This window comes from Muricoccus radiodurans (assembly GCF_050154705.1).
Taxonomy (GTDB): Bacteria; Pseudomonadota; Alphaproteobacteria; order Acetobacterales; family Acetobacteraceae; genus Roseomonas; species Roseomonas radiodurans.
Map to the genome: position 1 here is coordinate 1,872,755 of NZ_CP189561.1, position 22,245 is coordinate 1,894,999.

At 72.0% G+C, this 22,245-nt stretch carries 19 protein-coding genes; 13 read left to right on the plus strand and 6 right to left on the minus strand.

What is annotated here, in order from left to right; all coding sequences use genetic code 11:
- Positions 1 to 58: 58 nt before the first annotated feature.
- From acnA to ACP6CK_RS09340, 3 genes are all read left to right on the plus strand, one after another.
- Positions 59 to 2,689, plus strand: a complete 2,631-nt coding sequence (gene acnA / locus ACP6CK_RS09330) for an aconitate hydratase AcnA (protein WP_426958610.1) — start codon at positions 59 to 61, stop codon at positions 2,687 to 2,689.
- Between the two features lie 122 nt (positions 2,690 to 2,811).
- Positions 2,812 to 3,774, plus strand: a complete 963-nt coding sequence (locus ACP6CK_RS09335; protein WP_426958611.1) for a tripartite tricarboxylate transporter substrate-binding protein — start codon at positions 2,812 to 2,814, stop codon at positions 3,772 to 3,774.
- The gene (locus tag ACP6CK_RS09340; RefSeq protein WP_426958612.1) at positions 3,771 to 4,733 is read left to right on the plus strand and encodes a 2-hydroxyacid dehydrogenase; all 963 of its coding nucleotides are present in this window, start codon (positions 3,771 to 3,773) and stop codon (positions 4,731 to 4,733) included. Before ACP6CK_RS09335 ends, ACP6CK_RS09340 begins: the two co-directional genes overlap by 4 nt.
- A gap of 30 nt (positions 4,734 to 4,763) precedes the next feature.
- Here the strand turns inward: ACP6CK_RS09340 and ACP6CK_RS09345 are convergent, their stop codons facing one another.
- Entirely contained in the window at positions 4,764 to 5,744 is a 981-nt protein-coding gene (locus ACP6CK_RS09345) for a Bug family tripartite tricarboxylate transporter substrate binding protein (RefSeq protein WP_426958613.1), read from the minus strand.
- A gap of 107 nt (positions 5,745 to 5,851) precedes the next feature.
- Here ACP6CK_RS09345 and ACP6CK_RS09350 point away from each other — a divergent pair, with 107 nt between their 5' ends.
- Genes ACP6CK_RS09350 through ACP6CK_RS09365 form a run of 4 tightly spaced genes read left to right on the plus strand, consistent with a single transcriptional unit; the run spans position 5,852 to position 9,060 of the window.
- Entirely contained in the window at positions 5,852 to 6,748 is an 897-nt protein-coding gene (locus tag ACP6CK_RS09350) for an isocitrate lyase/PEP mutase family protein (RefSeq protein WP_426958614.1), read from the plus strand.
- Positions 6,749 to 6,758: 10 nt separating this feature from the next.
- Positions 6,759 to 7,361 (plus strand): HD domain-containing protein, encoded by a 603-nt coding sequence (locus tag ACP6CK_RS09355; protein ID WP_426958615.1) that lies wholly within the window; start codon positions 6,759 to 6,761, stop codon positions 7,359 to 7,361.
- Between the two features lie 10 nt (positions 7,362 to 7,371).
- On the plus strand, positions 7,372 to 8,745 hold the full coding sequence (locus ACP6CK_RS09360) for an acyclic terpene utilization AtuA family protein (RefSeq protein ID WP_426958616.1): 1,374 nt from the start codon (positions 7,372 to 7,374) through the stop codon (positions 8,743 to 8,745).
- 3 nt (positions 8,746 to 8,748) lie between these two features.
- Positions 8,749 to 9,060 (plus strand): DUF4387 domain-containing protein, encoded by a 312-nt coding sequence (locus ACP6CK_RS09365; protein WP_426958617.1) that lies wholly within the window; start codon positions 8,749 to 8,751, stop codon positions 9,058 to 9,060.
- Between the two features lie 7 nt (positions 9,061 to 9,067).
- Here ACP6CK_RS09365 and ACP6CK_RS09370 read toward each other — a convergent pair whose 3' ends face one another.
- From ACP6CK_RS09370 to ACP6CK_RS09385, 4 genes are all read right to left on the minus strand, one after another.
- The gene (locus ACP6CK_RS09370) at positions 9,068 to 9,955 is read right to left on the minus strand and encodes a GntR family transcriptional regulator (protein WP_426958618.1); all 888 of its coding nucleotides are present in this window, start codon (positions 9,953 to 9,955) and stop codon (positions 9,068 to 9,070) included.
- A 31-nt stretch (positions 9,956 to 9,986) separates the two neighbouring features.
- The gene (locus tag ACP6CK_RS09375; protein WP_426958619.1) at positions 9,987 to 11,018 is read right to left on the minus strand and encodes an aldo/keto reductase; all 1,032 of its coding nucleotides are present in this window, start codon (positions 11,016 to 11,018) and stop codon (positions 9,987 to 9,989) included.
- A 112-nt stretch (positions 11,019 to 11,130) separates the two neighbouring features.
- Positions 11,131 to 12,108, minus strand: coding sequence for a Bug family tripartite tricarboxylate transporter substrate binding protein (locus tag ACP6CK_RS09380; protein WP_426958620.1), 978 nt, complete (start codon positions 12,106 to 12,108; stop codon positions 11,131 to 11,133).
- Positions 12,109 to 12,260: 152 nt separating this feature from the next.
- Positions 12,261 to 13,016, minus strand: coding sequence for an HAD family hydrolase (locus ACP6CK_RS09385; RefSeq protein WP_426958621.1), 756 nt, complete (start codon positions 13,014 to 13,016; stop codon positions 12,261 to 12,263).
- Between the two features lie 66 nt (positions 13,017 to 13,082).
- Between ACP6CK_RS09385 and ACP6CK_RS09390 the strand changes: the two genes are divergently transcribed.
- The 3 genes from ACP6CK_RS09390 (at position 13,083) to ACP6CK_RS09400 (ending at position 14,299) form a co-directional block, all read left to right on the plus strand.
- Positions 13,083 to 13,433 (plus strand): hypothetical protein, encoded by a 351-nt coding sequence (locus tag ACP6CK_RS09390; protein ID WP_426958622.1) that lies wholly within the window; start codon positions 13,083 to 13,085, stop codon positions 13,431 to 13,433.
- 70 nt (positions 13,434 to 13,503) lie between these two features.
- Positions 13,504 to 13,854 (plus strand): hypothetical protein, encoded by a 351-nt coding sequence (locus ACP6CK_RS09395; protein WP_426958623.1) that lies wholly within the window; start codon positions 13,504 to 13,506, stop codon positions 13,852 to 13,854.
- Between the two features lie 121 nt (positions 13,855 to 13,975).
- Positions 13,976 to 14,299, plus strand: a complete 324-nt coding sequence (locus ACP6CK_RS09400; RefSeq protein ID WP_426958624.1) for a winged helix-turn-helix domain-containing protein — start codon at positions 13,976 to 13,978, stop codon at positions 14,297 to 14,299.
- A 112-nt stretch (positions 14,300 to 14,411) separates the two neighbouring features.
- Here ACP6CK_RS09400 and ACP6CK_RS09405 read toward each other — a convergent pair whose 3' ends face one another.
- The gene (locus tag ACP6CK_RS09405; RefSeq protein WP_426958625.1) at positions 14,412 to 16,214 is read right to left on the minus strand and encodes a glucan ABC transporter ATP-binding protein/ permease; all 1,803 of its coding nucleotides are present in this window, start codon (positions 16,212 to 16,214) and stop codon (positions 14,412 to 14,414) included.
- 308 nt (positions 16,215 to 16,522) lie between these two features.
- On the opposite strand from ACP6CK_RS09405, the gene ACP6CK_RS09410 reads away from it, so the two are divergent.
- The 3 genes from ACP6CK_RS09410 to ACP6CK_RS09420 all read left to right on the plus strand — a co-directional run bounded on the left by ACP6CK_RS09410 (position 16,523) and on the right by ACP6CK_RS09420 (position 22,226).
- On the plus strand, positions 16,523 to 17,551 hold the full coding sequence (locus ACP6CK_RS09410; protein WP_426958626.1) for a fumarylacetoacetate hydrolase family protein: 1,029 nt from the start codon (positions 16,523 to 16,525) through the stop codon (positions 17,549 to 17,551).
- Positions 17,552 to 17,937: 386 nt separating this feature from the next.
- The gene (locus ACP6CK_RS09415) at positions 17,938 to 19,107 is read left to right on the plus strand and encodes an efflux RND transporter periplasmic adaptor subunit (protein ID WP_426958627.1); all 1,170 of its coding nucleotides are present in this window, start codon (positions 17,938 to 17,940) and stop codon (positions 19,105 to 19,107) included.
- Complete coding sequence (locus tag ACP6CK_RS09420; RefSeq protein ID WP_426958628.1) at positions 19,104 to 22,226, plus strand: efflux RND transporter permease subunit; 3,123 nt, start codon at positions 19,104 to 19,106, stop codon at positions 22,224 to 22,226. Before ACP6CK_RS09415 ends, ACP6CK_RS09420 begins: the two co-directional genes overlap by 4 nt.
- Positions 22,227 to 22,245: the final 19 nt, after the last annotated feature.

A 22,245-nucleotide genomic window follows, 5' to 3' on the forward strand; every position in this document is an offset into this window, starting at 1 on the left:
CCTGCCTCGACCGCGACGGGGCGACGTCCTGCCGCGGGATGAGGAAGCGGCCTGTTCCATGCACGAGATTCAGCTCCCAACGTCGAAGATGCTCCGCGGGACCTTCGGGACCCGCCGGGTGGTCGACCTGCCGGCTGCGGTCGGGGGGCCGGACACCCTGGCCCGGCTGCCCTGGTGCCTGCGCGTGCTGCTGGAGAACGTGCTCCGCCAGCCCGAGGCGGAGGTGCGGGCGATGGGGCGGGACGCGGTCCTCGGCTGGCTCGCGACCGGGCGGTCGGAGGCGGAGATTCCGTTCCAGCCGCTGCGCATCCTCATGCACGATACGACCTGCGGGCCGGCGCTGACGGACATCGCGGCCATGCGGGACGTGCTGGCGGAGGCGGGGGGCGACCCGTCCCTGCTGAACCCGGCCATTCCCGTCGCGACCTCGACCGACCATTCGCTGCCGGTGGACGTCTCGGCGGTGCCGGATGCGGCGCGGCGGAACATGGCGAACGAGATGGCCCGCAACGCCGAGCGCTACCGCTTCATGAAGTGGGCGGCTGCGACGGTGCGGGGGTTCCGGGTGTTTCCGCCCGGCACGGGCATCATGCACACGATCAACCTCGAGCGCCTCTCGACGGTGATCGCGACGGAGGTGCGGGACGGCGAGGAATGGGCCGTGCCCGACACGTTGGTGGGCACGGACAGCCACACGCCGATGGTGAACGGCATCGGCGTGCTCGGCTGGGGCGTGGGCGGCATCGAGGCGGAGGGGGCGATGTTCGGGGTGCCCGTCTCGCTGCGCGTGCCGGAGGTGATCGGGGTGCGGCTGACGGGCGCGCTGCCGGAGGGGAGCTTCGCGACCGACCTGGCGCTGGCCGTGACGCAGATGCTGCGCCAGCACGGGATCTCGGGCGAGTTCGTGGAGTTCTTCGGGCCGGGCGTCGGCACGCTGACGGCAGGGCAGCGCGCCGTGGTCGCGAACATGGCGCCGGAATACGGGGCGACGACGGGCTGCTTCCCGATCGACGGGCACACGCTGGATTACCTTCGCTCGACCGGGCGGGATGCGGCGCAGGTGGCGCTGGTGGGGGCGGCGGCGAAGGCACTGGGGCTCTGGCACGATCCGGCGGGGGAGCCGCGCTACACGGAGGTGCTGGACCTGGATCTGGCGGCGCTGCGGCCCTCGGTTGCCGGGCCGCGGCGGCCGCAGGACCGGCTGGACCCTGGCGAGGTCGCGGCGAAGCTGCCGCCTGCGCCTTCGGTGGGCGACATGCCGGCGGATGCGGTGGCGATCGCGGCCATCACCTCCTGCACCAACACGTCCGACCTCGGGCTGCTGGTCGCGGCGGGGCTGGTGGCACGCAAAGCGCGGGCGCGCGGGCTGCAGGTGCCGGCGTGGGTGAAGACCTCGCTGACGCCCGGGTCGCCGGCGGCGGAGCGGCGGCTGCGCCGGGCGGGGCTGCTGGAGGAACTGGAGGCGCTCGGATTCGGCATCGCGGGCTATGGCTGCGCCACCTGCATCGGCAATTCCGGGCCGCTGCTGCCCGCCGTGGCGGAGGCGGTGGAGACGGCGGGACTGCGGCCCGTGGCGGTGCTGTCGGGTAACCGCAACTTCCCGGGGCGCGTGCATCCGCAGGTGGAGAACGCCCTGCTCGCCTCGCCGCCGCTGGTCGTGGCTTATGCGCTGGCGGGGCGGGCCGGGCTGGATGTGACGCGGGAGGCGATCGCGACGGATCGGGCGGGGCGGCCCGTCCTTCTGTCGGAGCTTTGGCCGCGTGCGGCCGAGATCGAGGCGGCGGTGCTGGCCGGCACCGATCCGGCCGATATCGCGACCGCCGGGGAGGAGGCGGACCGCTCGCCGGAATGGGCGGCGCTGGAGGCGCCGACGACGACGCGCTTTCCGTGGGACCCGGATTCCACCTACCTCCGGCCGCCGCCCTTCGTGTCCTTCGGCGCGCGGGCGGAGGGGGCAACGGGCTTCGTCGCGCGTCCGCTGCTCGTGCTCGGGGATGACATCACGACGGATCACATCTCCCCGGCGGGCGCGATCCCGCGCGACAGCGATGCGGCGGCCTGGCTCGTCGAGCGCGGCGAGAACGCGCGCGACCTCAACGTCTATGCCTCTCGCCGTGGCAACTGGGAGGTGCTGCTGCGCGGGCTGTTCACGAACCGGCATGTGGTGAACCACCTCGGGAGGGGCCTGCGCGCGGGCGGAACGGTGTTCGCGCCGACCGGGGAGGCGATGCAGGCGTGGCGCGCGGCGGCGCTGTACCGGAATGCTGGGCTGCCGGTGGTGATCCTGGCGGGGGAGCGGTACGGGACCGGGTCCTCCCGCGACTGGGCGGCGAAGGGGGCGGCGCTGCTGGGCGCGCGCGCCGTGCTCGCCAACTCGTTCGAGCGCATCCACCGGCAGAACCTTGTCGGCATGGGCGTGACGCCGCTGCGGCTGCCGGAGGAGTGGCGGCCGGCGGAGCTCGGCCTCGCTCCGGGCGACACGGTGGAGGTCGGCCTCGACCTCGCGGCCCTGGTGCCGCGCGCGGCGGTGCCGGTGACGATCCGGCGTGCCTCCGGTGAGGTGCTGCCGGGCGTCGCGACCGCGATGGTGGAGACGGCGCGCGAGGTGGCCCTGCTGCGCGCGGGGGGCATGATCCCGACGATCCTGCGACGCGCCCTCGGCGCCTCGCGCGCCGGGCAAGCCGCCTGAGCAGGGCCGAGCTGCGCGCGATGCCCGATGGCCGGCCGGCACCCGTCCGGAGGATCGCCGGCCCCACGTGACCGAAACGGCCCGCGCGGCGACGACCGACCGGGCAAAGGAGGAGTCCGAGGATGAGCATCTCCCGTCGCGCCGCGCTCGCGCTGCCGGCCCTGCTGTCGGCGCGCGGCGCCCCGGCGCAGGCCCAGACGTCATCTCCCTGGCCCACCCGCACGGTGCGGATCATCGTGCCCTTCACGCCCGGCGGGGCTGCGGACATCGCGGCCCGCCTGCTGTCCGAGGCGCTGACGCCGAAATGGGGGCAGCCCGTCGTGGTGGAGAACCGCGCAGGCGCCAACGGGATCATCGGCACGGATGTGGTGGCGAAGGCGCCGCCGGATGGCCACACCCTCGCCTGCACCTCCATCGTGCACGCGGTGAACGCGCCGCTCTACCGCACGCCCTATGACGTGCTGCGGGACGTGCCGGCGATCACGGTCCTGTATCAGGTGCCGATCGTGCTGGTCGTGGCCCCGGACTTCCCGGCGAACTCGGTGGCGGACCTCGTGCGGATCGCGAAGGACACGCCGGCGCGCGCGACCTGCGTCGGCACGGGCGGGCTCTACTGCGCGATGTTCAACATGCTCACCGGGGCGGAGGTGGAGCAGATCCCGTATCGCGGCAGCACGGCGGCCCATCCGGACCTCATGGCCGGGCGCGTGGCCTTCATGGTGGACACGCTGCCGGCCGCGCTCGGCCATATCCAGACGGGCAAGCTGAAGGCGCTGGCCGTGCCGAGCCGGGAGCGGCTGGCGGCCCTGCCCGACGTGCCGACGATGGCCGAGGCGGGCTATCCCGACTTCATCGCCTCCACCTGGGGGGCGCTGCTGGGGCCGGCCGGATTGCCGGCCGCGCTGGCGGGCCGAATCGCCACCGATGCCGCGGAGGCGCTGCGGGCGCCCGCCATGCGGGAGCGCATGGCCGCCCTGGGCGCGGAGGTGGTGGGGAGCCCGCCCGCCGAGGCGCAGGGCTTCGTGCGCGGCGAGGTGGAGCGCTGGACGCGGGTGGCGCAGAGCGCGCGGATCGAGCGCCAATGAGCGGTGCCCCTCCCCGCCTGCTTGTCGCGCGGCGTGTCCCGGAGGCCGTGGCGGCGCGGGCGCAGCACGAGTTCGATGCCGTGATGGCCGACGCGGATATGGATGCGGACGCGGTGCTGCAGGTCGTGACCGAGAAGGGCATCGCTGCCGTGCTGAGCGGGCCGACGGTGCGGCTGACGGCGGCGCATGCCGCCGCGCTGCCGGACTCTCTCCGCATCATCGCCAACCCGAGCGCCGGCACCGACCACATGGACGTGGCGGCCTGTCGCGCGCGGGGCGTGATCGTGACCAATGCGCCGGACGTGCTGACGGATTGCACGGCAGACCTGGCGCTGCTGCTGATCCTGGGCGCCTGCCGCCGGGCCTCGGAATATGAGCGGGTCATGCGGTCGGGCTGGCGCCAGTCCTTTGGCATGCCGGACATGCTGGGCATTCGCCCCGGCGGGAAGACGCTGGGCATCGTTGGCATGGGACGGATCGGGCAGGCCGTGGCCCAGCGGGCGCGCGCCTTCGGGATGCGCATCCTCTACAACAACCGGCGCCGTCTATCGCCGGAGCAGGAGGGGGACGCGGAATATGTGCCCGAGCTGCGCGCGATGCTGCCGCGCTGCGACATCCTGTCCCTGCACCTGCCCGGCGGGGCGGCGGGGATGCTGATGACGGCGGAGATGTTCGGGCTGCTGCCGCGCGGCGCGGTCTTCGTGAATACGGCCCGGGGATCGCTGGTGGACGAGGACGCGTTGATCCAGGCGCTGGAATCCGGGCAGCTCTTCGCCGCCGGGCTCGACGTGTTCCGGCGGGAGCCGGATTTCGATCTTCGCCTCGCGGCCCTGCCGAACGTGTTCCTCACACCCCATGTCGCCAGCGCCACGGTCGAGACGCGTGATGCGATGGGGTTTCGGGCGCTGGACAATGTCGCGGCGGTGCTCGCCGGGCGAGCTCCGATCGATCCGGTCTGAACCGGGCGAGCCGGCTGGCGCGATCTGCCTCTACTCGGCCTTGGCGCCGGAGGCGCGGACCACCGGCACCCAGAGCCGGAACTGCTCATCCCAGAAGGTCGCGGCCTCGGCCGCGGTGGAGCCGACGAGGTCCAGCCCGGTCTCGGTCAGGCGGGTCCGCACGGCGGGAACCGCCATGGCCTCCCGCACCGCGGTCTCCAGCTGGGTCATGACGGCCGGCGGCGTGGCGGCAGGCGCGAAGACCGCGTGCCAGTTCGCGACATGGAAGCCGGGGAGGCCTGCCTCATCCGTGGTGGGAAGATCGGGCAGGTTCGCGTTGCGTGTGGGGGCCGCCAGGGCCAGGGCACGGAGCTGGCCGGTGCGGATGAAGGGCAGGAGGGAGGGAAATCCCTCCACCATGAAGTTCACGTTGCCGGCGACCACATCGCTCAGCGCCGGGCCGGCGCCGCGATAGGGAATGTGCTCCGCGGTCGCGCCGGCCTGCATCGCCAGCATGTGGCCGCCGAGATGGAGGATCGTGCCGGGGCCGGACGAGGCATAGGTCACGCGACCGGGGCGGCTGCGCATGAGGTCCATCAAGTCCCGGAGCGTGCGCGCCGGCACGCTGGGGTTCACGACGATGAGCTGCGGCAGCGTGCCGACGATGGAGACCGGCTTCAGCGCGCGACGGATGTCGATCGGCGGACGCTCCTGCAGCGCGTCATTCAGCACGGCGGCGGAGAGGGTGAAAAAGGCGAGGATGTGCCCGTCCGGCGGGGCGTTGGCCACGAACTCGGAGGCGACGAGGCCGCCGGCGCCGGCCCGGTTCTCGATGACGACCTGCTGGCCCAGCCGTTCCGTCATGCCCTGGGCGAGGATGCGGGCCACGATGTCGGCGGAGCCGCCGGGCGCCGCGGGAACCACCAGTCGCACGGGGCGGTTGGGGAATCCGGCGGCGGGCTGGGCGAGCGCGGGACGGGACGCGGCCGCTAGGCCGGCCGCGAGCAGAGAACGTCGGGACGGAGCCTGCATGACGAACCTTCCTCCTGCGGCCTTCGGGGCGCCGGTTGACCCGTTGGTATTTTGGCGACCATAGTACCGGACGAGCGCCGCGCAAAGGCGGCGCAGAGGGAACGATCTTGCCGAGCCATGCCGCGGCGCTGCGCGCCCTTCTCTCCGCCCGCACCTTCCTTCACATGCCCTCGGTCTACGACCCGCTCGGGGCGCGGCTGGTCCAGGCCGCGGGGTTCGAGGCCACCTATGTCGGGGGCTATGTGAGCGGCGCCTCCCGCGTCGTCAGCGAGCCATTGCTCACGATGACAGAGCAGGTCGCGATCGCGGAAGAAGTGGCGGCAAAGATCCGCATCCCCGTGGTGGCCGATGCCGGCGCCGGCTTCGGGGAGCCGCTGCACACGCGGCGCACGGTGCGGGAATTCATCCGGGCCGGGATCGCCGGCGTGCATATCGAGGATCAGCTGTTCCCGAAGCGCGCGCACTACCACAAGTACCAGGTGCACGGCATCCCCGCGGAGGAGTTCGCGATGAAGATCCGCCATGCCTGCCGGGAGCGCGACGCGGTGGACAAGGACTTCGTCGTGATCGCCCGCACCGATGTGTGCCGCGAGTTCGGCCTGGCGCCGGCGGCGGAGCGGCTGAACCGCGCGGCGGATGAGGGCGCGGATATGGGCCTTCTGTTTCCCCGCAACCGGGACGAGGCGGAGCGCGCGCCACGGGACTGCCGCCTGCCTCTGGTCTATGTCATGAGCCGCGGAAACCGCGATGGGCGGCCGATCTTCACGATCAATGAGTTGAAGGAGATGGGCTACGCCGCCTGCATCGACGCCCAGATCATGCTGCTGACGGCCTTCGAGGCGAACCGGCGCATGCTGGCGGAGCTGCGCGCGACCGGCGCCTGGAGCGGTGACAGCGAGGCCACCTTCGTCGGCGCCCGCAAAGCGATCGAGGACCTGATCGGCCTGGACGACATGTACGCGATCGAGGAGGAGACGGTGGAGACCGCCTCCCCCCGGCGCTGAGGAGGCGGTCATGCCCGTGACGATCGACGAGGGCAGGCTTCTCGGCCTGTTTCCCGAACTGGGGGAGATCGCCGATTCGGCGATCCGGCGCGGCGTGACCGCGATCTGGACCGAGGTGGCGGCCGAGTGCCCCTGGGACGACCTGCGGGCCATTCCAAAGAACCTGGAGGCGGAGAAGGAGCGGCGGCTGACGGATCACATCCGGATCGTCACGCGCATGGCGCTGGCCCTGGCCGAGGTCGCGAAGGCCGAGAGCGGTACCGCCTACAACCGCGACCACCTGATCGCCATGGCGCTGCTGCACGACGTGAGCAAGCCGATGGAGTGCGAGCCCGTACCCGGCGCGGCGCCGAACGCGGCGGGCGTGCTGCCGGCGCGGAAGAGCCGGATGGGCAAGCTGATCCAGCACGCCGTCTACGCCACGCACAAGGTCTTCGCCCACGGCCTGCCGATCGAGATCGCGCATGTCGTGAACACCCACACGCACCAGAGCGCGATGCGATCGGTCAGCGTAGAGGGCGGCTACATCTTCTACGCGGATTACGCGGACAGCGATTCCGTCATCATCCCGGATGGCGGGCGCAGCTACCTCGGCCGCTGGCACATGGCCTGAGGAGGGCAGCATGGTGGAGGTCCGCGTTCTTGCCGCCACGGGGATGCTCGGCTCCGGCTTTCTCGAATCCTCCTTCGAGCGTGGGCTGGCCCTCGCGCCTCATGTCATCGCCTGCGATGCCGGATCGACGGATGGCGGCCCGGCCTATCTCGGCAGCGGCACGCCGTATTTTACGGCAGAGGCGACGGGGCGCGACCTGCGGCTGATGCTGCGCGGCGCCATCCGGCACGGCATTCCCATGATCGTCGGCTCCTGCGGCTTCAGCGGCTGCGACGCGGGGGTGGACGGACTGCGGGACGTGGTGCTCGACATCGCGCGGGAAGAGGGGCTGCATTTCCGGCTCGCCCTCATTCGCGCGGACCAGGAGCCGGAGCCGCTGGTGCAGCGGCTGGAGGAGGGGCGCGTGCTGCCGCTCTCCCCGCCCATGCCGGTGGATGCGGATCTGATCCGGCGTTCGTCCCGCATCGTCGGCGTCATGGGGCATGAACCGATCGAGGCCGCGCTCGACGCCGGCGCGAAGGTCGTGCTGGCGGGGCGGGCGACGGATACCTCGCTCTTCGCCTGCGTGCCGCTGATGCGCGGCGCCGGCGCGGGGCCCGCCTGGCACGCGGCCAAGACGCTGGAGTGCGGCACGGCCGCGACCGCGCAGCGCAAGCGGCCGGACAGCATCATGGCCTGGGTCCGGGACGACCACTTCGATATCGCGCCGCTCGATCCGGAAGGGCGCTGCACGCCGCAGAGCGTCGCGTCCCACACGCTGTACGAGAATGCGGATCCGTACCTGATCGTGGAGCCGTCGGGCACGATCGACACGGGTCCCGCGACCTATGAGGCGTTGGACGACCGTACCGTGCGCGTCCGCGGCTCGGCCTTCCGGGCCGCGAACCGCGTGACGATCAAGCTGGAGGGGGCGGAGCTGGTCGGCCACCAGTACGTCATCGTTTCGGGCGTGCGGGAGCCGTTCATCCTGCGGCAGCTCGACGACTGGCTGGACCGGATGCGGGCCCGCTATGCCGAGCGCGTGCAGGATATGTTCGGCGGCCGCGTCGGTCCCGACGACTACGCAATCCGCGTGCGCGTGTATGGCCGGGACGGGGTGATGGGGAAGCTGGAGCCGCGCCACGCCGAGCTGGGGCACGAGGCGGGCCTGATCTTCACGATCACCGCGAAGGAGAAGGCGGTGGCGCGCAGCATCGCCAAGTCCTTCGCCCATTTCGCCCTGCACTTCCCGATCCCGGAATGGCGGGGGCTCATCAGCGGCCTGGCCTTTCCCTTCACCCCGGCAGAGATGGAGCGGGGGCCTGTCTACCGCTACAACCTGAACCACGTGGTGGTGCCCGACAGCCCGACCGAGATGTTCCGCACCGAGATGATGGAGGTCTGAGCGATGGCGATCCTCGGCGACCTCGCGCAGCTCATCCGGTCCAAGAACGCCGGACCGTTCATGCTGACCTTCGACGTAATGTTCGACGACGAGGCCACGTATCGCCGGGTGGTCGCGAGCAAGGTCCTGACCGCCTCGCGCTTCGCGGCCCTCTACGGCGTGCCGGAATCCGAGGTGATGCTGTTCGCCCACGACGCCGCGCGGGCGGTGAAGGTCTCCATCCCCCGGCCCTATATCCAGTGCGACATCGATGACGGCGATGCCTATGGCGGCCAGCAGCACGCGCCGCTGGTGGAGCTTGAGATCGCGGACTGAGCGGGGGTCAGTTCCCGAACTTGTCCCGCAGGTCCGCGGCGATGTGCCGCCGCAGCCGCCGCGCGGCCTGGCGCCGGTTTCCCGCCAGCACGAGGTCCAGCAGGGCGACGTGCTCCCGGCATCGCTGGATCAGGCGCGCCCGGTCCACGTTCCTCTGGTAGCCGGCCAGGCGACGCACGCGGTTCACCCGGGCCAGGGCCTCCATGAGGAGCGGATTGCCGGATTGGCGCATCAGCGTTTCATGGAAGCGGAGCCCGAGCGCGAAGAGCGCGGCCGGCGTGGCGTTCGGGTCGGCAGCCGCCAGTTCGATTTCCGCCCGGATCGCGCGGAGCGCCGCCTCGTCCGGACGGAAGGAGGGGTCGAGCAGTCCGGCCGGCTCGATCGCCATCCGCAGGCGGTAGCTGTGCGCCAGCGCCTCAGGCGTGGAGAGCACGGGCAGCAGCGCCCAGCCGCGGCCGGGCAGGCGCTCGGCCCAGCCCTCCTCGGCCGCGCGGCCGAGGATGCGCAGCACCGCCGCCCGGGGCGCGTCGAGCAGGCGGCACAGCGCGCGCTCGCTCACGCGGGTCCCGACCTGGCCGGCGAGATGCAGGTCGGCCATCCGCAGGAAGAGGGTCTCCTCCGGGTCGCCGGCCGGGCGCGGGGGACGCCTGATCGCGCGGTGCACGGCGTAGCCGCCCTGCGGGATGCGGCGGACGACGCCCTCGGCCTCGAGCAGGCGGAGAGCGGCACGGACCGGCGAGCGGGACACGCGGAGCTGTTCCGCCATCGCGCGCTCGGTCAGCCGGCTTCCTTCGGCCACCGCCGCGGCGTGCAGGTAGGTCGCGATCCGCTGCGCCAGCTGGCGCGCGAGGCGCGAGCTGTCGGGCGGCGCGGCATCAATCCCGGCCTCGGCCATGGCGCGTGCGGAACCCTGCTCGCGCCGCCCGTCAGAGCCGCACGGGCCGCCCCTCGATCGGGTAGGCGGGATCGTTGTAGCCGGGGGTGGAGGGGTGGCCGGTCGTGACGAGGCGGTTCACCAGTGCCTCGTCGTCCGCCGTGTAGGGGGAGGACAGGGCGGCGAGGTAGTCCTCGAGTTGCTCCATCGTCCGCGGCCCGATCACCACGCCGCTGACCATCGGGTTGGCCAGCACCCAGCGGACGGCGAGGTGCGCGACGGTCGTGCCCGCGGCCTCCGCATGGTCGCGGATCGCCTGCACGATCTCGAGGGACTCGGGGCGCCATTCGGCTTCCATCATCCGCTTGTCGCCGCGCCCGGCACGGCTGCCCTCCAGCGGGGCGGCGCCGGGCCGGTACTTGCCGGTCAGGACGCCCCGCGCCAGGGGGCTGTAGGAGAACACGCCGAGCCCGAAATGGGCGGCGGCCGGAAGCTGCTCCACCTCGGGCTGGCGGTTCATGGCGTTGTAGTAGGGCTGGGACACGACCGGACGGTCGATCCCGAGATCGTCGCAGAGATGGCAGATCTCCGCGATGCGCCAGGAGCGGTAGTTCGAGACGCCGAAGTGCCGGATCTTGCCGGCGCGGACGAGGTCGCCGATCGCGCGCACCGTCACCTCCAGCGGCGTGCCGTGGTCCTCCTTGTGGAGGTAGAGGACGTCCAGGTAGTCGGTCCCCAGACGCCGCAGGCTCGCCTCGGCGCCCTGAAGGATCCATTTCCGCGAGAGGCCGCGCTCGTTGGGTCCCGGGCCGACCGGGTTGGCGATCTTCGTCGCCAGCACCCAATGGTCCCGCCGCGGCCGGATCGCCTCTCCCACCACGGTCTCGGAAGCGCCGCCGTTGTAGGCGTCCGCGGTGTCGATGAAATTGATGCCGGCCTCCAGGGACCGCGCGATCAGCCGCCCGCTCTCCATCGCGTCCGTCGGTCCGCCGAACATCATGGTGCCGAGGCAGAGCCGGCTGACGCTGATCCCGCTGCGGCCCAGCGGCACCTGATCCACGTTTCCGGTCTTCGCGTCGGCCATCTGCAGGCTCCCTCTATTCTCGGGTCGTATCCGCCCTCGACCATACACGGCCAGGAGAGGCCCCGCGCGGTCCCTGCCGGCAGCGGCATTCATCGAGGGCGTCGGGCCGTTCTCAGTCGTCGAGGCGGATGCCGAGGCGCTCCACGCGGGCGCGCCACACCGCGTCGTCCTCCTGGAGATACGCGATGAAGCGGGCCCGGTCCGCCGTGTCGGCGACAAGGCCGTTCGGGATGAGGAAGTTCGGCGCCTCGGGCGCGCGCACGAAGGCCTGGGTCTCCTCCGCGATCCGCTCGGCGATCATGGCCGGCGTGCCGGGCGGGGCGAGGATGGCGAGCCATAGGTCGCCGGAGAGGTCGATCCCCTGCTCCCGCAGGGTCGGCACGTCGGGCACGGCGGGGAAGCGCTGCGCCGTCGCGACGCCGAGGATGGGCAGCCGCCCGCCCTGGGAGACGGCAACCGCCACCGGCAGCATCATCGAGTCCACCTGGTCCGCCAGCAACGCGGCCACGGCGGGCGAGGCGCCCTGGAAGGGCACGTGCTGCGCCTCGAACCGCTCCTGCGCCTTCAGCGTCTCCATCATCACTTGCGAGGTGCTGGCCACGCCCCAGGAGGCGAAGGTGAGCGGCGTCGCAGCGCGACGCCGGGCGAGTTCCACGAACTCCGGCACGGTCCGCACGCCGAGGCCGGGGCGCGTGACGACCGAGAAGACCAGCCGCGCGACGGCCGAGACCGGCACGAAGCTGGCGGGCTGATAGGGCAGCCGGCGGTAGACGACGGGATTCACGGAATGCGTGTCCGCCGTGGTGAAGATGAGGGTGTGGCCATCCGGCGCGGCGCCCTGCACCGCCTGGGAGCCGACGATGCCGTTGGCACCGGGCCGGTTCTCGACGACCACGGGCTGGCCCAGCCGCGGCGTGAGCTCCCGCGCCACCCAGCGGGCGACGAGGTCGGTCGCTCCGCCGGGTGGGTAGGCGACGACGAGGCGGATCGGCCTGGAGGGTGCCCAGGCCTGGGCACGGGCGGGACGTGGCGCGAAGGGCAGGGCTGCGGCGAGAAGCGCGGCCCGGCGGCCGATGTGGATGGCGGACATGGGGCCCCTTCCCTCCTTGGCCGATTCTCCGGCCGAGCGGCTGAACGCGCCGATGTTGAGGATCAATTCAGCCCCAGTTCGTCCCGCATCACCAGACCGCATCGCGCGAGGCAAGCGCGGCGGCACGGGCAGGGTTCGCCGGGCGCGCGGTGTCAGATCTCCGTGTCGGCTGGGTGGTCGGCGCCATCGGACAGCCTCGTCCCGGGCGTCTTCGCGGGGCCAGACAGGGTATCGAGCCAGCCAGGGAGATCCGCCAGCGAGGAGAGTTGCCGGAAGCGGGGATGGTTCACCGGTGCCGCGGCCCGCTCATGGCTCCAGCCGCCCTCCTGCGGCACGAAGGCGGCCCAGGCGCCGGCTTCGAGCGCGGGCAGGATGTCGGAGCGCATCGAATCCCCGGCCATCACCGCGCGGTCCGGCGCCACGCCGTGGCGGGCGAAGAGGCGGCGGAAGGTGTCCGCCGTCTTGTCGCTGACGATCTCGATGCCGGAAAAGCGGTCCCCAAGGCCGGACGCCGCCAGCTTCGCCTCCTGGTGCAGCAGGTCGCCCTTCGTGACCAGGACGAGGCGGCCGCGCAGGGCCAGTTCGGCGAGGGTGCCCTCGATGTCGGCGAAGAGTTCGACGGGATGGGCGAGCAGCTTGCGCCCGGCCGCGAGGATGTCGGCCACCGCCGAGACCGGCAGGCTGTCACCGCCCAGTTCCAGCGCCGTCTCGATCATGGACAGGGTGAAGCCCTTCGCGCCGTATCCGTAGAGCTTCAGGTTCCGGCTCTCGCACGCTTCCAGCGCCGCCCGGGCCACGCCGGCTTCGGCGAAGGGGCGCAGGAGGGCGAGCAGCGCGTCCTCGGTTGCCTGGAAGTGCCGCATGTTGTGCCAGAGCGTGTCATCGGCATCGAGGCAGATCAGGTCCATCGGCGGGCGCGTTCTCCGGGTCGTCGCCGGGTGCTCGCGCAGGCGCGGGCGGCCGGGCGCGGCAGGATGACCGAGCCGGGCCGGGCCGCAAGGGCAACCGGGATCCACGTCCTCGGCACCACGACCGACGCCCGGCTTCCCGCGATGCCGCAGATTCCCACGGTGAAGGGATCCGGCGTGGATCTGGCGGTGACGAAGTTCCGCGGTCTGGGCGGCCCGAAGGGCGTCCCGAACGAGATCGCCGTGCTGTGGGAATCGGCCCTGCGGCGCCTGCCGGACGATCCGGCCGATCGCGCCACCTCCGTGAAGGAGAGCCTTGGGCCGCGGCTGCTCGGCCGCGCGGAGGCGCGGAGCTTCACGACGGAATTCTCCCAGGGCATCGCCGCCTCGCCGCGCGAACTGGGCGTGCTGCGTTGAACGCAGCTCGCGACGGGATCGTCGGGTTGCTCGTCGTCATCCTCGCCACAGTCTATTTCCTGAAGCCCCGGTGCTTCTCGTCAGCATGCCGTCGGATGCCGTGGGGCCGGGGGGCGTGCCCTCGCTCATCGCCATCGTCATGGGTCTGGCCGGGGCGGTGCTGGTGGTCCGGATCGGCGAGCCGGCCTGGGACCGGATGGAGGGGCGCGACACGCGGCTGCGGCTGCGGCTGCCGGATTGGGCGATGTCGCGCCGCATCGTCCGGCCGCAGGCGACCGGCTGCACCGTCGGCACGGTCAAGGGCGTGACGCTTGTTGCAGGCGGCACCATCGCGGCCTTGGTGGCTTATGGCACCCTGATCGACGTCGAACGCGAGATCGACCGCGGCCCCGCTGGCCGTACATCTCGGACGATGGCCTGAGCGGAGGGAGCCATCGGACAGCCCTGCCGCTCTTGTCCGCCGTCCGGCCCCGTGTTGCTCTCGACGGATGCCGAGAAGGAGGCCCGATACGTCGGACACCGCGGATGGCGCGCGGCTCCGGGTGCGCCTGGATCTCGGCGCGGGCGTGCGGATCGGACCGGGCAAGGTGGGCCTGCTCGAGGAGATCGGGCGCAGCGGCTCCATCTCCGCGGCGGGCCGGGTCCTGAAGATGTCCTATCGTCGCGCCTGGGAGCTCGTCGAGGATCTGAACCGGGGGCTCGGGACACCCGTTGTCGAGACGGCGACCGGTGGGAGCGGCGGCGGCGGGGCGAGATTGACCCCGGCCGGTGAGGCGGTGATCGCGGGCTATCGACGGATCGAGGCCGCCGCGGAAGAGGCCGCGCGGGAGGAGCTTCAGGCGCTCGGGGCGCTGCGCCGGCCCTGATCCGGCGGTGGCCAACCGGCCCGCCCCTCCTCCGTAAGGGGCAGCGCCGGGCGGCGGTCATATTCGGCCTTCAGGACGCCGCAACCGTGAGAGGCCGTCAGGCGGCCCACGGTCAGGGCGCGAAGCCGTCCTCCCCGCCGTGAGCCAATGCGAAGGTCGCGGGAACGGGCGCCGCCGGCGTGATCTGGCTCGCCACCAGCTCCGCGAAGACGCCGCCCCGCGCGACGAGGTCACCGAACTCGCCGCGCTCGACGATCCGGCCCCCATCGAACACCAGGATCTCGTCGGCGTCCCGGATCGTGGAGAGGCGGTGCGCGATGACGAAGGTCGTCCGGCCCGCCATGAGCGTCGCGAGGGCACGCCCGACGCGGGCCTCCGTCGCCGCGTCCAGCGCGCTCGTCGCCTCGTCCAGGATGAGGATGCGGGGGTCTTTCAGCAGCGCGCGGGCGATGGCCAGCCGCTGCTTCTGCCCGCCGGAGAGCGTGGCGCCGCGCTCGCCGACCAGCGTGTCGTAGCCGTGCGGCTGGCGCAGGATGAAGTCATGCGCTTCCGCCATGCGGCAGGCCCGCTCCAGCTCCGCCTGCGTGGCATCCGGCTTGCCGACGAGGAGGTTCTCGCGGATCGAGCGGTTGAAGAGCATCGCGTCCTGGAACACCACGCCGACGCTCGCGCGCAGGCTCTCCAGCGTCACCCCGCGCAGGTCCTGGCCGTCCACCGTCACGCGGCCGGCGGTCGGGTCCCACAGCCGCTGCAGCAGCGCCATGGCCGTGGTCTTGCCGGCCCCCGTGGGGCCGACCAGCGCGGTCACCGTGCCCGGCCGGGCCTCCAGCGAGACGTCGCGCAGCACATCCCCGCCGCCGGGATAGGCGAAGGCGACGTCCTCGAACCGCACCACGCCGGGGCCGGCATCCATCGCCACCGCATCCGGCCGGTCCGCGACGCCGCGCCGCTCATCGAGGATGGCGAAGTAGGATTCCAGCAGGGCCGCCGAGGAGAAGAGGCGGGAGGTGAACCAGACCAGCCCCTCCAGCCGGCCGATCAGCATGCCCGCGAAGCCCATGAAGGCGACGATCTCGCCCACGGTCGCCTGGCCGCGGGCGTGCAGGACGGCGCCCAGGACGACGATCGAGAGGACCGCGACCGTGCTCGCCGCCCGCGAGAGGACGTGCACCAGGGCCCACCAGCCCAGCACGGGGAACTGCCGCTCCAACACCTCCCGGGCCAGGCCGGCGGTGCGCCGCCGCTCGGCGAACAGTCGCCCGAAGGACTGCACGACGGTGACGTTCGCGAGCGCGTCGCCCGCATTGCTCGCCAGGGCCGTGTGGTAGGATTCGATCCCGGCCTGCGCCGCCTCCGTCCGCGTCACGACCAGCGCCGTGATGACGCAGAACAGGACCGAGAGCGCGAGCAGCGCGGTGGCGAGCACCGGGTTCAGCCAGAGCGTCAGGGGCAGCAGGACGACCACGGAGACCACCGTGACCAGCTGTTCCCGGAAGAATCCGAGCCAGAGCCCGAACATCGTGTCGAGCCCCGCATGCATGATCCGCATCACACCGCCCGAGTGGTGCCGGGCGTGAAAGGATTGCGGCAGGCCGAGGACATGGCCGTAGAAGCGGTCGAGCTGCTCCGTCTTTGTCCGGTGCGCCATGCGGTCGGCCAGGAGGGAGACGGCGGCCCCCGCGGCGATGCCCAGCAGGCCCAGTCCGGTCCAGGGCAGGATGACGGCCGCCGCCTCGTTGAAGAGAGATCCTGCCGAGATGCCGCGTCCCAGAAGCTCGATCACACGGCCGAAGAGGATCGGATCCAGGAAGCCGATGCCGGCGAGGGCGAGGTTGGCGAGGCAGAGCAGGGAGACGGCCTTCCACTGCGGCCGAAGAAGGGTGAGGACCCGGAGGTAGTTCCGCGCGAGGCGCATCGTGTCTGTCCGGGGCGCTGCGGCGGGATGCCGGCCGCCCCTGCTGCGCACCATGGGCGGCGATCTTGGTGCCCTGACGACCGAACCGCGGCGCGGCGTGGCGGCGGTGCCGCGATCCTGCCTTGATGCGGCACTTCCCTTGGAGTCCGACCGCGGGCCTCGCGCGGCCCCGTTACCGCCCGGCCCGCGTCCGCTGGTCCGGTTTCGCGCCGGGTGGCCACGCGAACAACAGAACGGTCCTGCTCCGAGGATGGCGGGACGCGTCTGCTTCTCCCGAGGCGGCAAACGCCCAGCAGGAGGGGACGAGCATGACCGGACGATCAGGCCAGGATCGGCGCAGCATTCTCAAGCTTGCCGGGGTGAGCCTCGGCACCGGGGCCGGGTTGTCCGGCGCGGCCGTGTCGGCCAGTGCCCAGCCGGTCCAGGCGGCCGGCGAGCAGCCGCGTCTGCGCAATATCGACATCACCATGATCGTGACCGCGGCCGGGCCGGGGCTCGGCGTGCGGACGGCCCGCGGCGTGCTGGACGTGGCCGCGGCGGAGCGCCATCTTCGCCAGGGCTTGCCCGTCACGGCCACCGACCTCATTCACGGCCGCGGCAACGTGGTGGCGCTGGGCGCCCTGCTGGCCGATGGCGCGTCACGGGTGTCCGCCGAGCACCTGGTCCCGGAGGGACAGGTCCGCTTCGGGAACATCGTGGACAACCCGTCCAAGATCATCTGCGTGGGGCTGAACTACGCCGCTCACGCAGCCGAGGGCGGCAACCCACCGCCGCCCGAACCCATCCTGTTCAACAAGTACAACACCGCCCTCAACCACCACGGCGGGACGATCCGGATCACGGGCGAGCCGGCCACCCAGTGGGATTACGAGGCGGAACTCGTGCTGGTCATGGCCCGCGGCGGGCGGCACATCCCGGAGGCGCAGGCCCTGGATCACGTCTTCGGCTATGCCAGCGGCAACGACTTCACGGCGCGGGACCTGCAGCGGAAGTCGAGCCAGTGGATGCTCGGCAAGACGCTGGACGGGTCGGGCCCCTTCGGTCCCTGGCTTGTCAGCGCCGACCAGGTGGACGTCAACAATCTCGACATGAAGATGATCGTGAACGGCGAGGTGCGGCAGTCCACCAACACGCGGCTGATGATCTTCAACTGCGCGCAGATCATCGCCTACTGCTCGAAGCACTTCACGCTCTCGCCCGGTGACGTCATCTTCACCGGCACGTGCGAGGGCGTCATCGCCGGCTACCCGCCCGAGCGGCGCGTCTGGCTGAAGCCCGGGGACCGGATGGTGACCACGATCGAGAAGATCGGGGATCTTCACGTCAGCCTAGTCTGATTGCCCTGCGGCCTGAGGCCCGGCCGCGGCCGGAGCCTCACCGGAGTTCCAGAAGGAGGGCAGCAGCCCCCTGCCAGGGGCCATGGCCCGGGAAAGCCGGACCGGGTGGGTCATGCAGAAATGACACCTGACCCGGCAGCGGCATTCGCCGCGGCAGGCGGGGGTCCTGACCCGCCGTCAGCGGCCGCCCGTGGGCCGGGTGCGGACCGGGTTTGGAAGGGGGGCTGGGCAAGCCAGACCCGATGGATCGAGCACGCCGGTCTTGCCCCGGCACGGGTTATCCGGGGTGACAAAGAGTTTCCCTGGGATCGGAGCGACGATTCCACTCTCCCGACCGGGGGACGAGGATTACATAACAGCGGTCCCCTGACCGGAATCCGCCCGACGTGCGTCCTCTGCTCACGGCCCTCTGCCTGCTCCTCGCCTCCGCCACCGCCTCCTTCTCCCAGGAGAGGGGGGATGCGGCCGTCTCCGTCGCGGCCGCGCCGGCCTCGGTCGGGCCGGTGCCGGTGGAGGTGCCGGCCAACGGGACAGCCCAGGCGGTCTCCGTTATCTCGGTCCGGTCACGGGTGGATGGGCAGGTGGAGCGGGTGCACGTGGAAGAGGGGCAGATGGTCCGGGCGGGGGACGTGCTCTTCACCCTTGATTCCCGCACGACCCAGGCCCTGCTGGCCCAGCAGGAGGCGAACCTCGCGCGGGACCGGGCCCAGCTGGAGCGGGCCCAGGCGGATGCCCGCCGCTACGCCTCCCTCCGGTCGGATGCCTTCGCCTCGGCCCAGCGGGCGGAGCAGGCCCAGGCCGATGCGACGGCCCTGGCCGCCACGGTCCGGGCCGACGAGGCGGTGGTGGCCCAGACCCGCCTGACCCTGGACTTCGCGACGATCCGGGCCGAGGCCGCCGGCCGCCTCGGCGCCCTGCCGGTGAAAGCTGGCAACTTCGTCCGCACCGCGGAAGGCGCGGTGCTGGCCACCATCACCCAGACCGATCCCATCCTGGTCGTCTTCTCCGTGCCGGAGCGCTGGTTGTCGGAGTTGCGGGCGGCGCGGGAGCGGGGGGAGACCCCGCAGGTGCGGGCCCACGCCCCGGAGGATTCCACCGCCCCCGTTGAGGGGGAGCTCGTCTTCGTGGACAGCGCCGTGGATACGGCGACCGGCACCATCCAACTCAAGGCGCGCTTCGCCAATGCCGGCTCCCGGCTCTGGCCCGGCCAGTACCTGGAGGTGGTGATGATCCCCCGGACCGATCCGCGCGCCATCTCGGTCCCGGCCGCAGCGGTGCGGATGGGGCCGGACGGGAACTTCCTCTACGCGCTCCGGCCGGAGGGAACGGCCCGGCGCGTGCCCGTCCGGGTGCAGCGCTACGCCTCCGGCCGCGCCGTGGTGGAGGGGCAGCTCGCCGATGGGGAACAGGTCGTGACCGAGGGGATCGAGCGCCTGCGGGAGGGCGTGCGGGTCGCGGTGCGGGAGTCCGGCGGGCGCGGCCGACCGGCCGATGCGCCCACGGCCCGGAGGGACGGCGCGGCACCGACCCGGCAGGCCGAGGCGGACGCCCGATGAACCTCTCGGCGATCTTCATTCGCCGCCCGGTGATGACCGGGCTTCTCTCGGCCGCGATCGTCATCGCGGGAATCATGGGCTACCGGCTCATGCCGGTGGCCGCCGTGCCGCGGGTGGACTTCCCGGTCATCACGGTCAGTGCCCAGCTTCCCGGCGCCAGCCCGGAGACGATGGCGACCTCCGTCGCCCTGCCGATGGAGCGGGAGTTCTCGACCATCACGGGGATCGACTCGATCTCCTCCACCTCCGGCCAGGGCACGACGCAGATCACGCTGCAATTCGTGCTCAACCGGAACATTGATTCCGCGGCCCAGGACGTGCAGGCGGCGCTGACGCGCGCCCAGCGGCGGCTGCCGACCGAGATGACGCAGCCGCCTTCCTACCGGAAGTCGAACCCGGCGGACGCGCCGGTGGTGCTGCTGACGCTCTCGGGCGGTGACGTGCCGCTCTACCAGCTGAACGACATCGCCTCGACCCTCATATCCCCGGCCCTCTCGCGCGTGCCGGGCGTGGCCCAGGTCATCACCTTCGGCGAGCAGCTCTACTCCGTGCGGGTGCGGATGCGCGCGGACCGGCTGGCCTCCATGGGGCTGACGCTCGACCAGGTGAGCAGCGCCATCGCGACGGCGAACTCCAACACCCCGGTCGGAACGCTGAGCGGGGCGCGGCAGCAGATGGTTCTGCGCGCCAACACCCAGCCGCCGGATGCCGCGGCCTTCGGGCAGCTCGTCGTCGCCGGGCGGTCCGGGGCGCCAGTTCGTCTGAACGAGCTGGCAGAGGTGGTGGACGGGGTTCAGAACGACCGCGTCGCCTCCTTCCGGAACGGGGTGCGAGGCCTGACGCTGGCGGTGCAGCGCCAGCCCGACGCGAACACCGTGGAGGTGGTGGACGGGGTCCGCGCCGCCCTTCCGGCGCTGCAGGAGGCGCTGCCGCCCGGCGCGACCCTCGGCGTGGCACTGGACCGCTCCGTCTCCATCCGCGCCGCGGTACACGACGTGCAGGAGAGCCTGCTCATCGCGATCGGGCTCGTGGTGCTGGTGGTCTGGCTCTTCCTGCGCCGGCTGCTGGCGACGCTGATCCCGATGATCGCGGTGCCCATCTCGCTCGCGGGCACCTTCGGGCTGATGTACCTGCTGGGCTACGGCATCGACAACGTGACGTTGCTGGCCCTGACGCTGGCGGTCGGGCTGGTGGTGGACGACGCCATCGTGATGCTGGAGGCGATTGTCCGCCACGTGGAGGAGGGGATGAACCCCTGGGAGGCCGCGCTGAAGGGCTCCCGGGAGATCGGCTTCACCATCATCTCCATCACCCTCTCCCTCTGCGCGGTGTTCCTGCCGATCCTGCTGATGGGTGGCGTGGTCGGGCGGGTGTTCAACGCCTTCGCGGCCACCGTCTCGCTCGCGGTCGCCGTGTCCTGCTTCGTCTCCCTCACCCTCACGCCGCTGATGGCGTCCTGGTTGCCCGCGCACGCGAAGCCCAACCGGCTGGACGCGGTGCTGGAGGGCGGGTTCCGGGCGATCGAGCGGGCCTATGCCTGGGGGCTGGGGCTCGCGCTGCGCTTCCGGCTGGTGGTCTGGGCAGCCTTCTTCGCCTCCCTGGTGGCGGCGGGCTGGCTGGCGGTGGCCATGCCGAAGGGCTTCTTCCCGGTGGAGGACACCGGCCTGGCCAACGGCGCGACCGAGGGGCCGCGCGACGCCTCCTACGAGGCGATGCTGGACCTTCAGGGGCAGGTCGCGCGGATCATCCAGCAGAACCCCTATGTCGCCACCGTCGCCTCCAACGTGGGCGCGGTGGGGCAGAGCCTGTCCATCAACCAGGGGCGGATGTTCATCGAGCTGAAGCCGCGGGAGCAGCGGCCCCCGGTGACGGAGGTGATCCAGCAGCTTCGGCGCGCCACGGCGCAGGTGCCGGGCATGCAGGTTTTCCTGCAACCGATCCAGAACCTCTCCTTCGGCGCGCGGCAGTCCCGCACGCTCTACACCTACACCTTGCAGGGGCTGGAGACGGGGCCGCTCTACGACTTCTCGCAGCGGTTGGCGGCACGGCTGCGGGGGTTGCCGCAGTTGCAGGACGTGAACACGGACCTTCAGCTCGACGCGCCCGTCGTCTCCGTGCAGGTAGATCGCGACCGGGCGGCCTCCCTCGGCGTCACGGTGGATCAGGTACGGCAGGCGCTCTACTCGGCCTTCGGGGCGCGGCAGATCTCCACGATCTACGCCCAGGCGAATGCCTATCCAGTCATCGTGGAAGCCCTGCCAGAGGATCAGCGGGACGAGACGGGGTTGCAGAAGCTCTATCTCCGCTCCTCCTCCGGGCGCCTCGTGCCGTTGAGCGCGCTGGCCACGATCGAGCGCGGCATCGGGCCGCTGACGGTGGGGCATCAGGGCCAGCTCCCGGCCGTGACTATCGGCTTCAACGTGCCGCCCGGCGTCGCCCTGGGCGACGCGACGGAGGCGATCCGTGCGGCGGAGCGGGAGCTCGGCGCACCCTCCGGCGTGATCGGCGCCTTCTCCGGCACGGCGCAGGTGTTCCAGCAGGCCCTGGCCGGCCAGGGAATGCTCATCCTGGCGGCGGTGCTGATCATGTATGTCGTGCTCGGCGTTCTCTACGAGAGCCTCGTCCATCCGCTGACCATCCTGTCCGGCCTGCCGGCGGCGGCGCTCGGCGCGCTGGCGACGCTCTGGCTCTTCAAGCTCGACCTGTCGGTCATCGCGGTGATCGGCGTGCTGCTGCTGATCGGGTTGGTGAAGAAGAACGCCATCATGATCGTGGACGTCGCCCTCAGCCGGCAGCGGGAGGGGACCGATCCGCTGACCGCCGTGCGGGAGGCCTGCCTGCTGCGGTTCCGGCCGATCCTGATGACGACCCTGGCCGCCGCCGCCGGCGCGGTGCCGATCGCGGCGGGCTGGGGCGCGGCGGCGGAGCTGCGGCAGCCGCTCGGCCTCGCGGTGGTAGGCGGACTGGCGGTCAGCCAGGCGCTGACGCTCTTCGTGACCCCGGTGCTCTATCTCGGCTTCGATGCGCTGGCGCGCTGGGTCGGGAATCTTCGCCGGGGCAAGCGCGCCGCGCCGGCCGGGCACGGTCCCCTGCGGCCGGAGCTTTCGCCGGCGGAGTGACGGGCCCGCAACGCGGGAG

Coding starts and splice junctions, on each gene's coding strand:
- acnA (WP_426958610.1), top strand. CDS start 59: ATGCACGAGATTCAGCTCCCAACGTCGAAGATGCTCCGCGGGACCTTC.
- ACP6CK_RS09420 (WP_426958628.1), top strand. CDS start 19,104: ATGAACCTCTCGGCGATCTTCATTCGCCGCCCGGTGATGACCGGGCTT.
- ACP6CK_RS09365 (WP_426958617.1), top strand. CDS start 8,749: ATGGCGATCCTCGGCGACCTCGCGCAGCTCATCCGGTCCAAGAACGCC.
- ACP6CK_RS09405 (WP_426958625.1), bottom strand. CDS start 16,214: ATGCGCCTCGCGCGGAACTACCTCCGGGTCCTCACCCTTCTTCGGCCG.
- ACP6CK_RS09410 (WP_426958626.1), top strand. CDS start 16,523: ATGACCGGACGATCAGGCCAGGATCGGCGCAGCATTCTCAAGCTTGCC.
- ACP6CK_RS09345 (WP_426958613.1), bottom strand. CDS start 5,744: ATGCAGGCTCCGTCCCGACGTTCTCTGCTCGCGGCCGGCCTAGCGGCC.
- ACP6CK_RS09375 (WP_426958619.1), bottom strand. CDS start 11,018: ATGGCCGACGCGAAGACCGGAAACGTGGATCAGGTGCCGCTGGGCCGC.
- ACP6CK_RS09335 (WP_426958611.1), top strand. CDS start 2,812: ATGAGCATCTCCCGTCGCGCCGCGCTCGCGCTGCCGGCCCTGCTGTCG.
- ACP6CK_RS09390 (WP_426958622.1), top strand. CDS start 13,083: ATGACCGAGCCGGGCCGGGCCGCAAGGGCAACCGGGATCCACGTCCTC.
- ACP6CK_RS09380 (WP_426958620.1), bottom strand. CDS start 12,108: ATGTCCGCCATCCACATCGGCCGCCGGGCCGCGCTTCTCGCCGCAGCC.
- ACP6CK_RS09340 (WP_426958612.1), top strand. CDS start 3,771: ATGAGCGGTGCCCCTCCCCGCCTGCTTGTCGCGCGGCGTGTCCCGGAG.
- ACP6CK_RS09370 (WP_426958618.1), bottom strand. CDS start 9,955: ATGGCCGAGGCCGGGATTGATGCCGCGCCGCCCGACAGCTCGCGCCTC.
- ACP6CK_RS09385 (WP_426958621.1), bottom strand. CDS start 13,016: ATGGACCTGATCTGCCTCGATGCCGATGACACGCTCTGGCACAACATG.
- ACP6CK_RS09360 (WP_426958616.1), top strand. CDS start 7,372: ATGGTGGAGGTCCGCGTTCTTGCCGCCACGGGGATGCTCGGCTCCGGC.
- ACP6CK_RS09355 (WP_426958615.1), top strand. CDS start 6,759: ATGCCCGTGACGATCGACGAGGGCAGGCTTCTCGGCCTGTTTCCCGAA.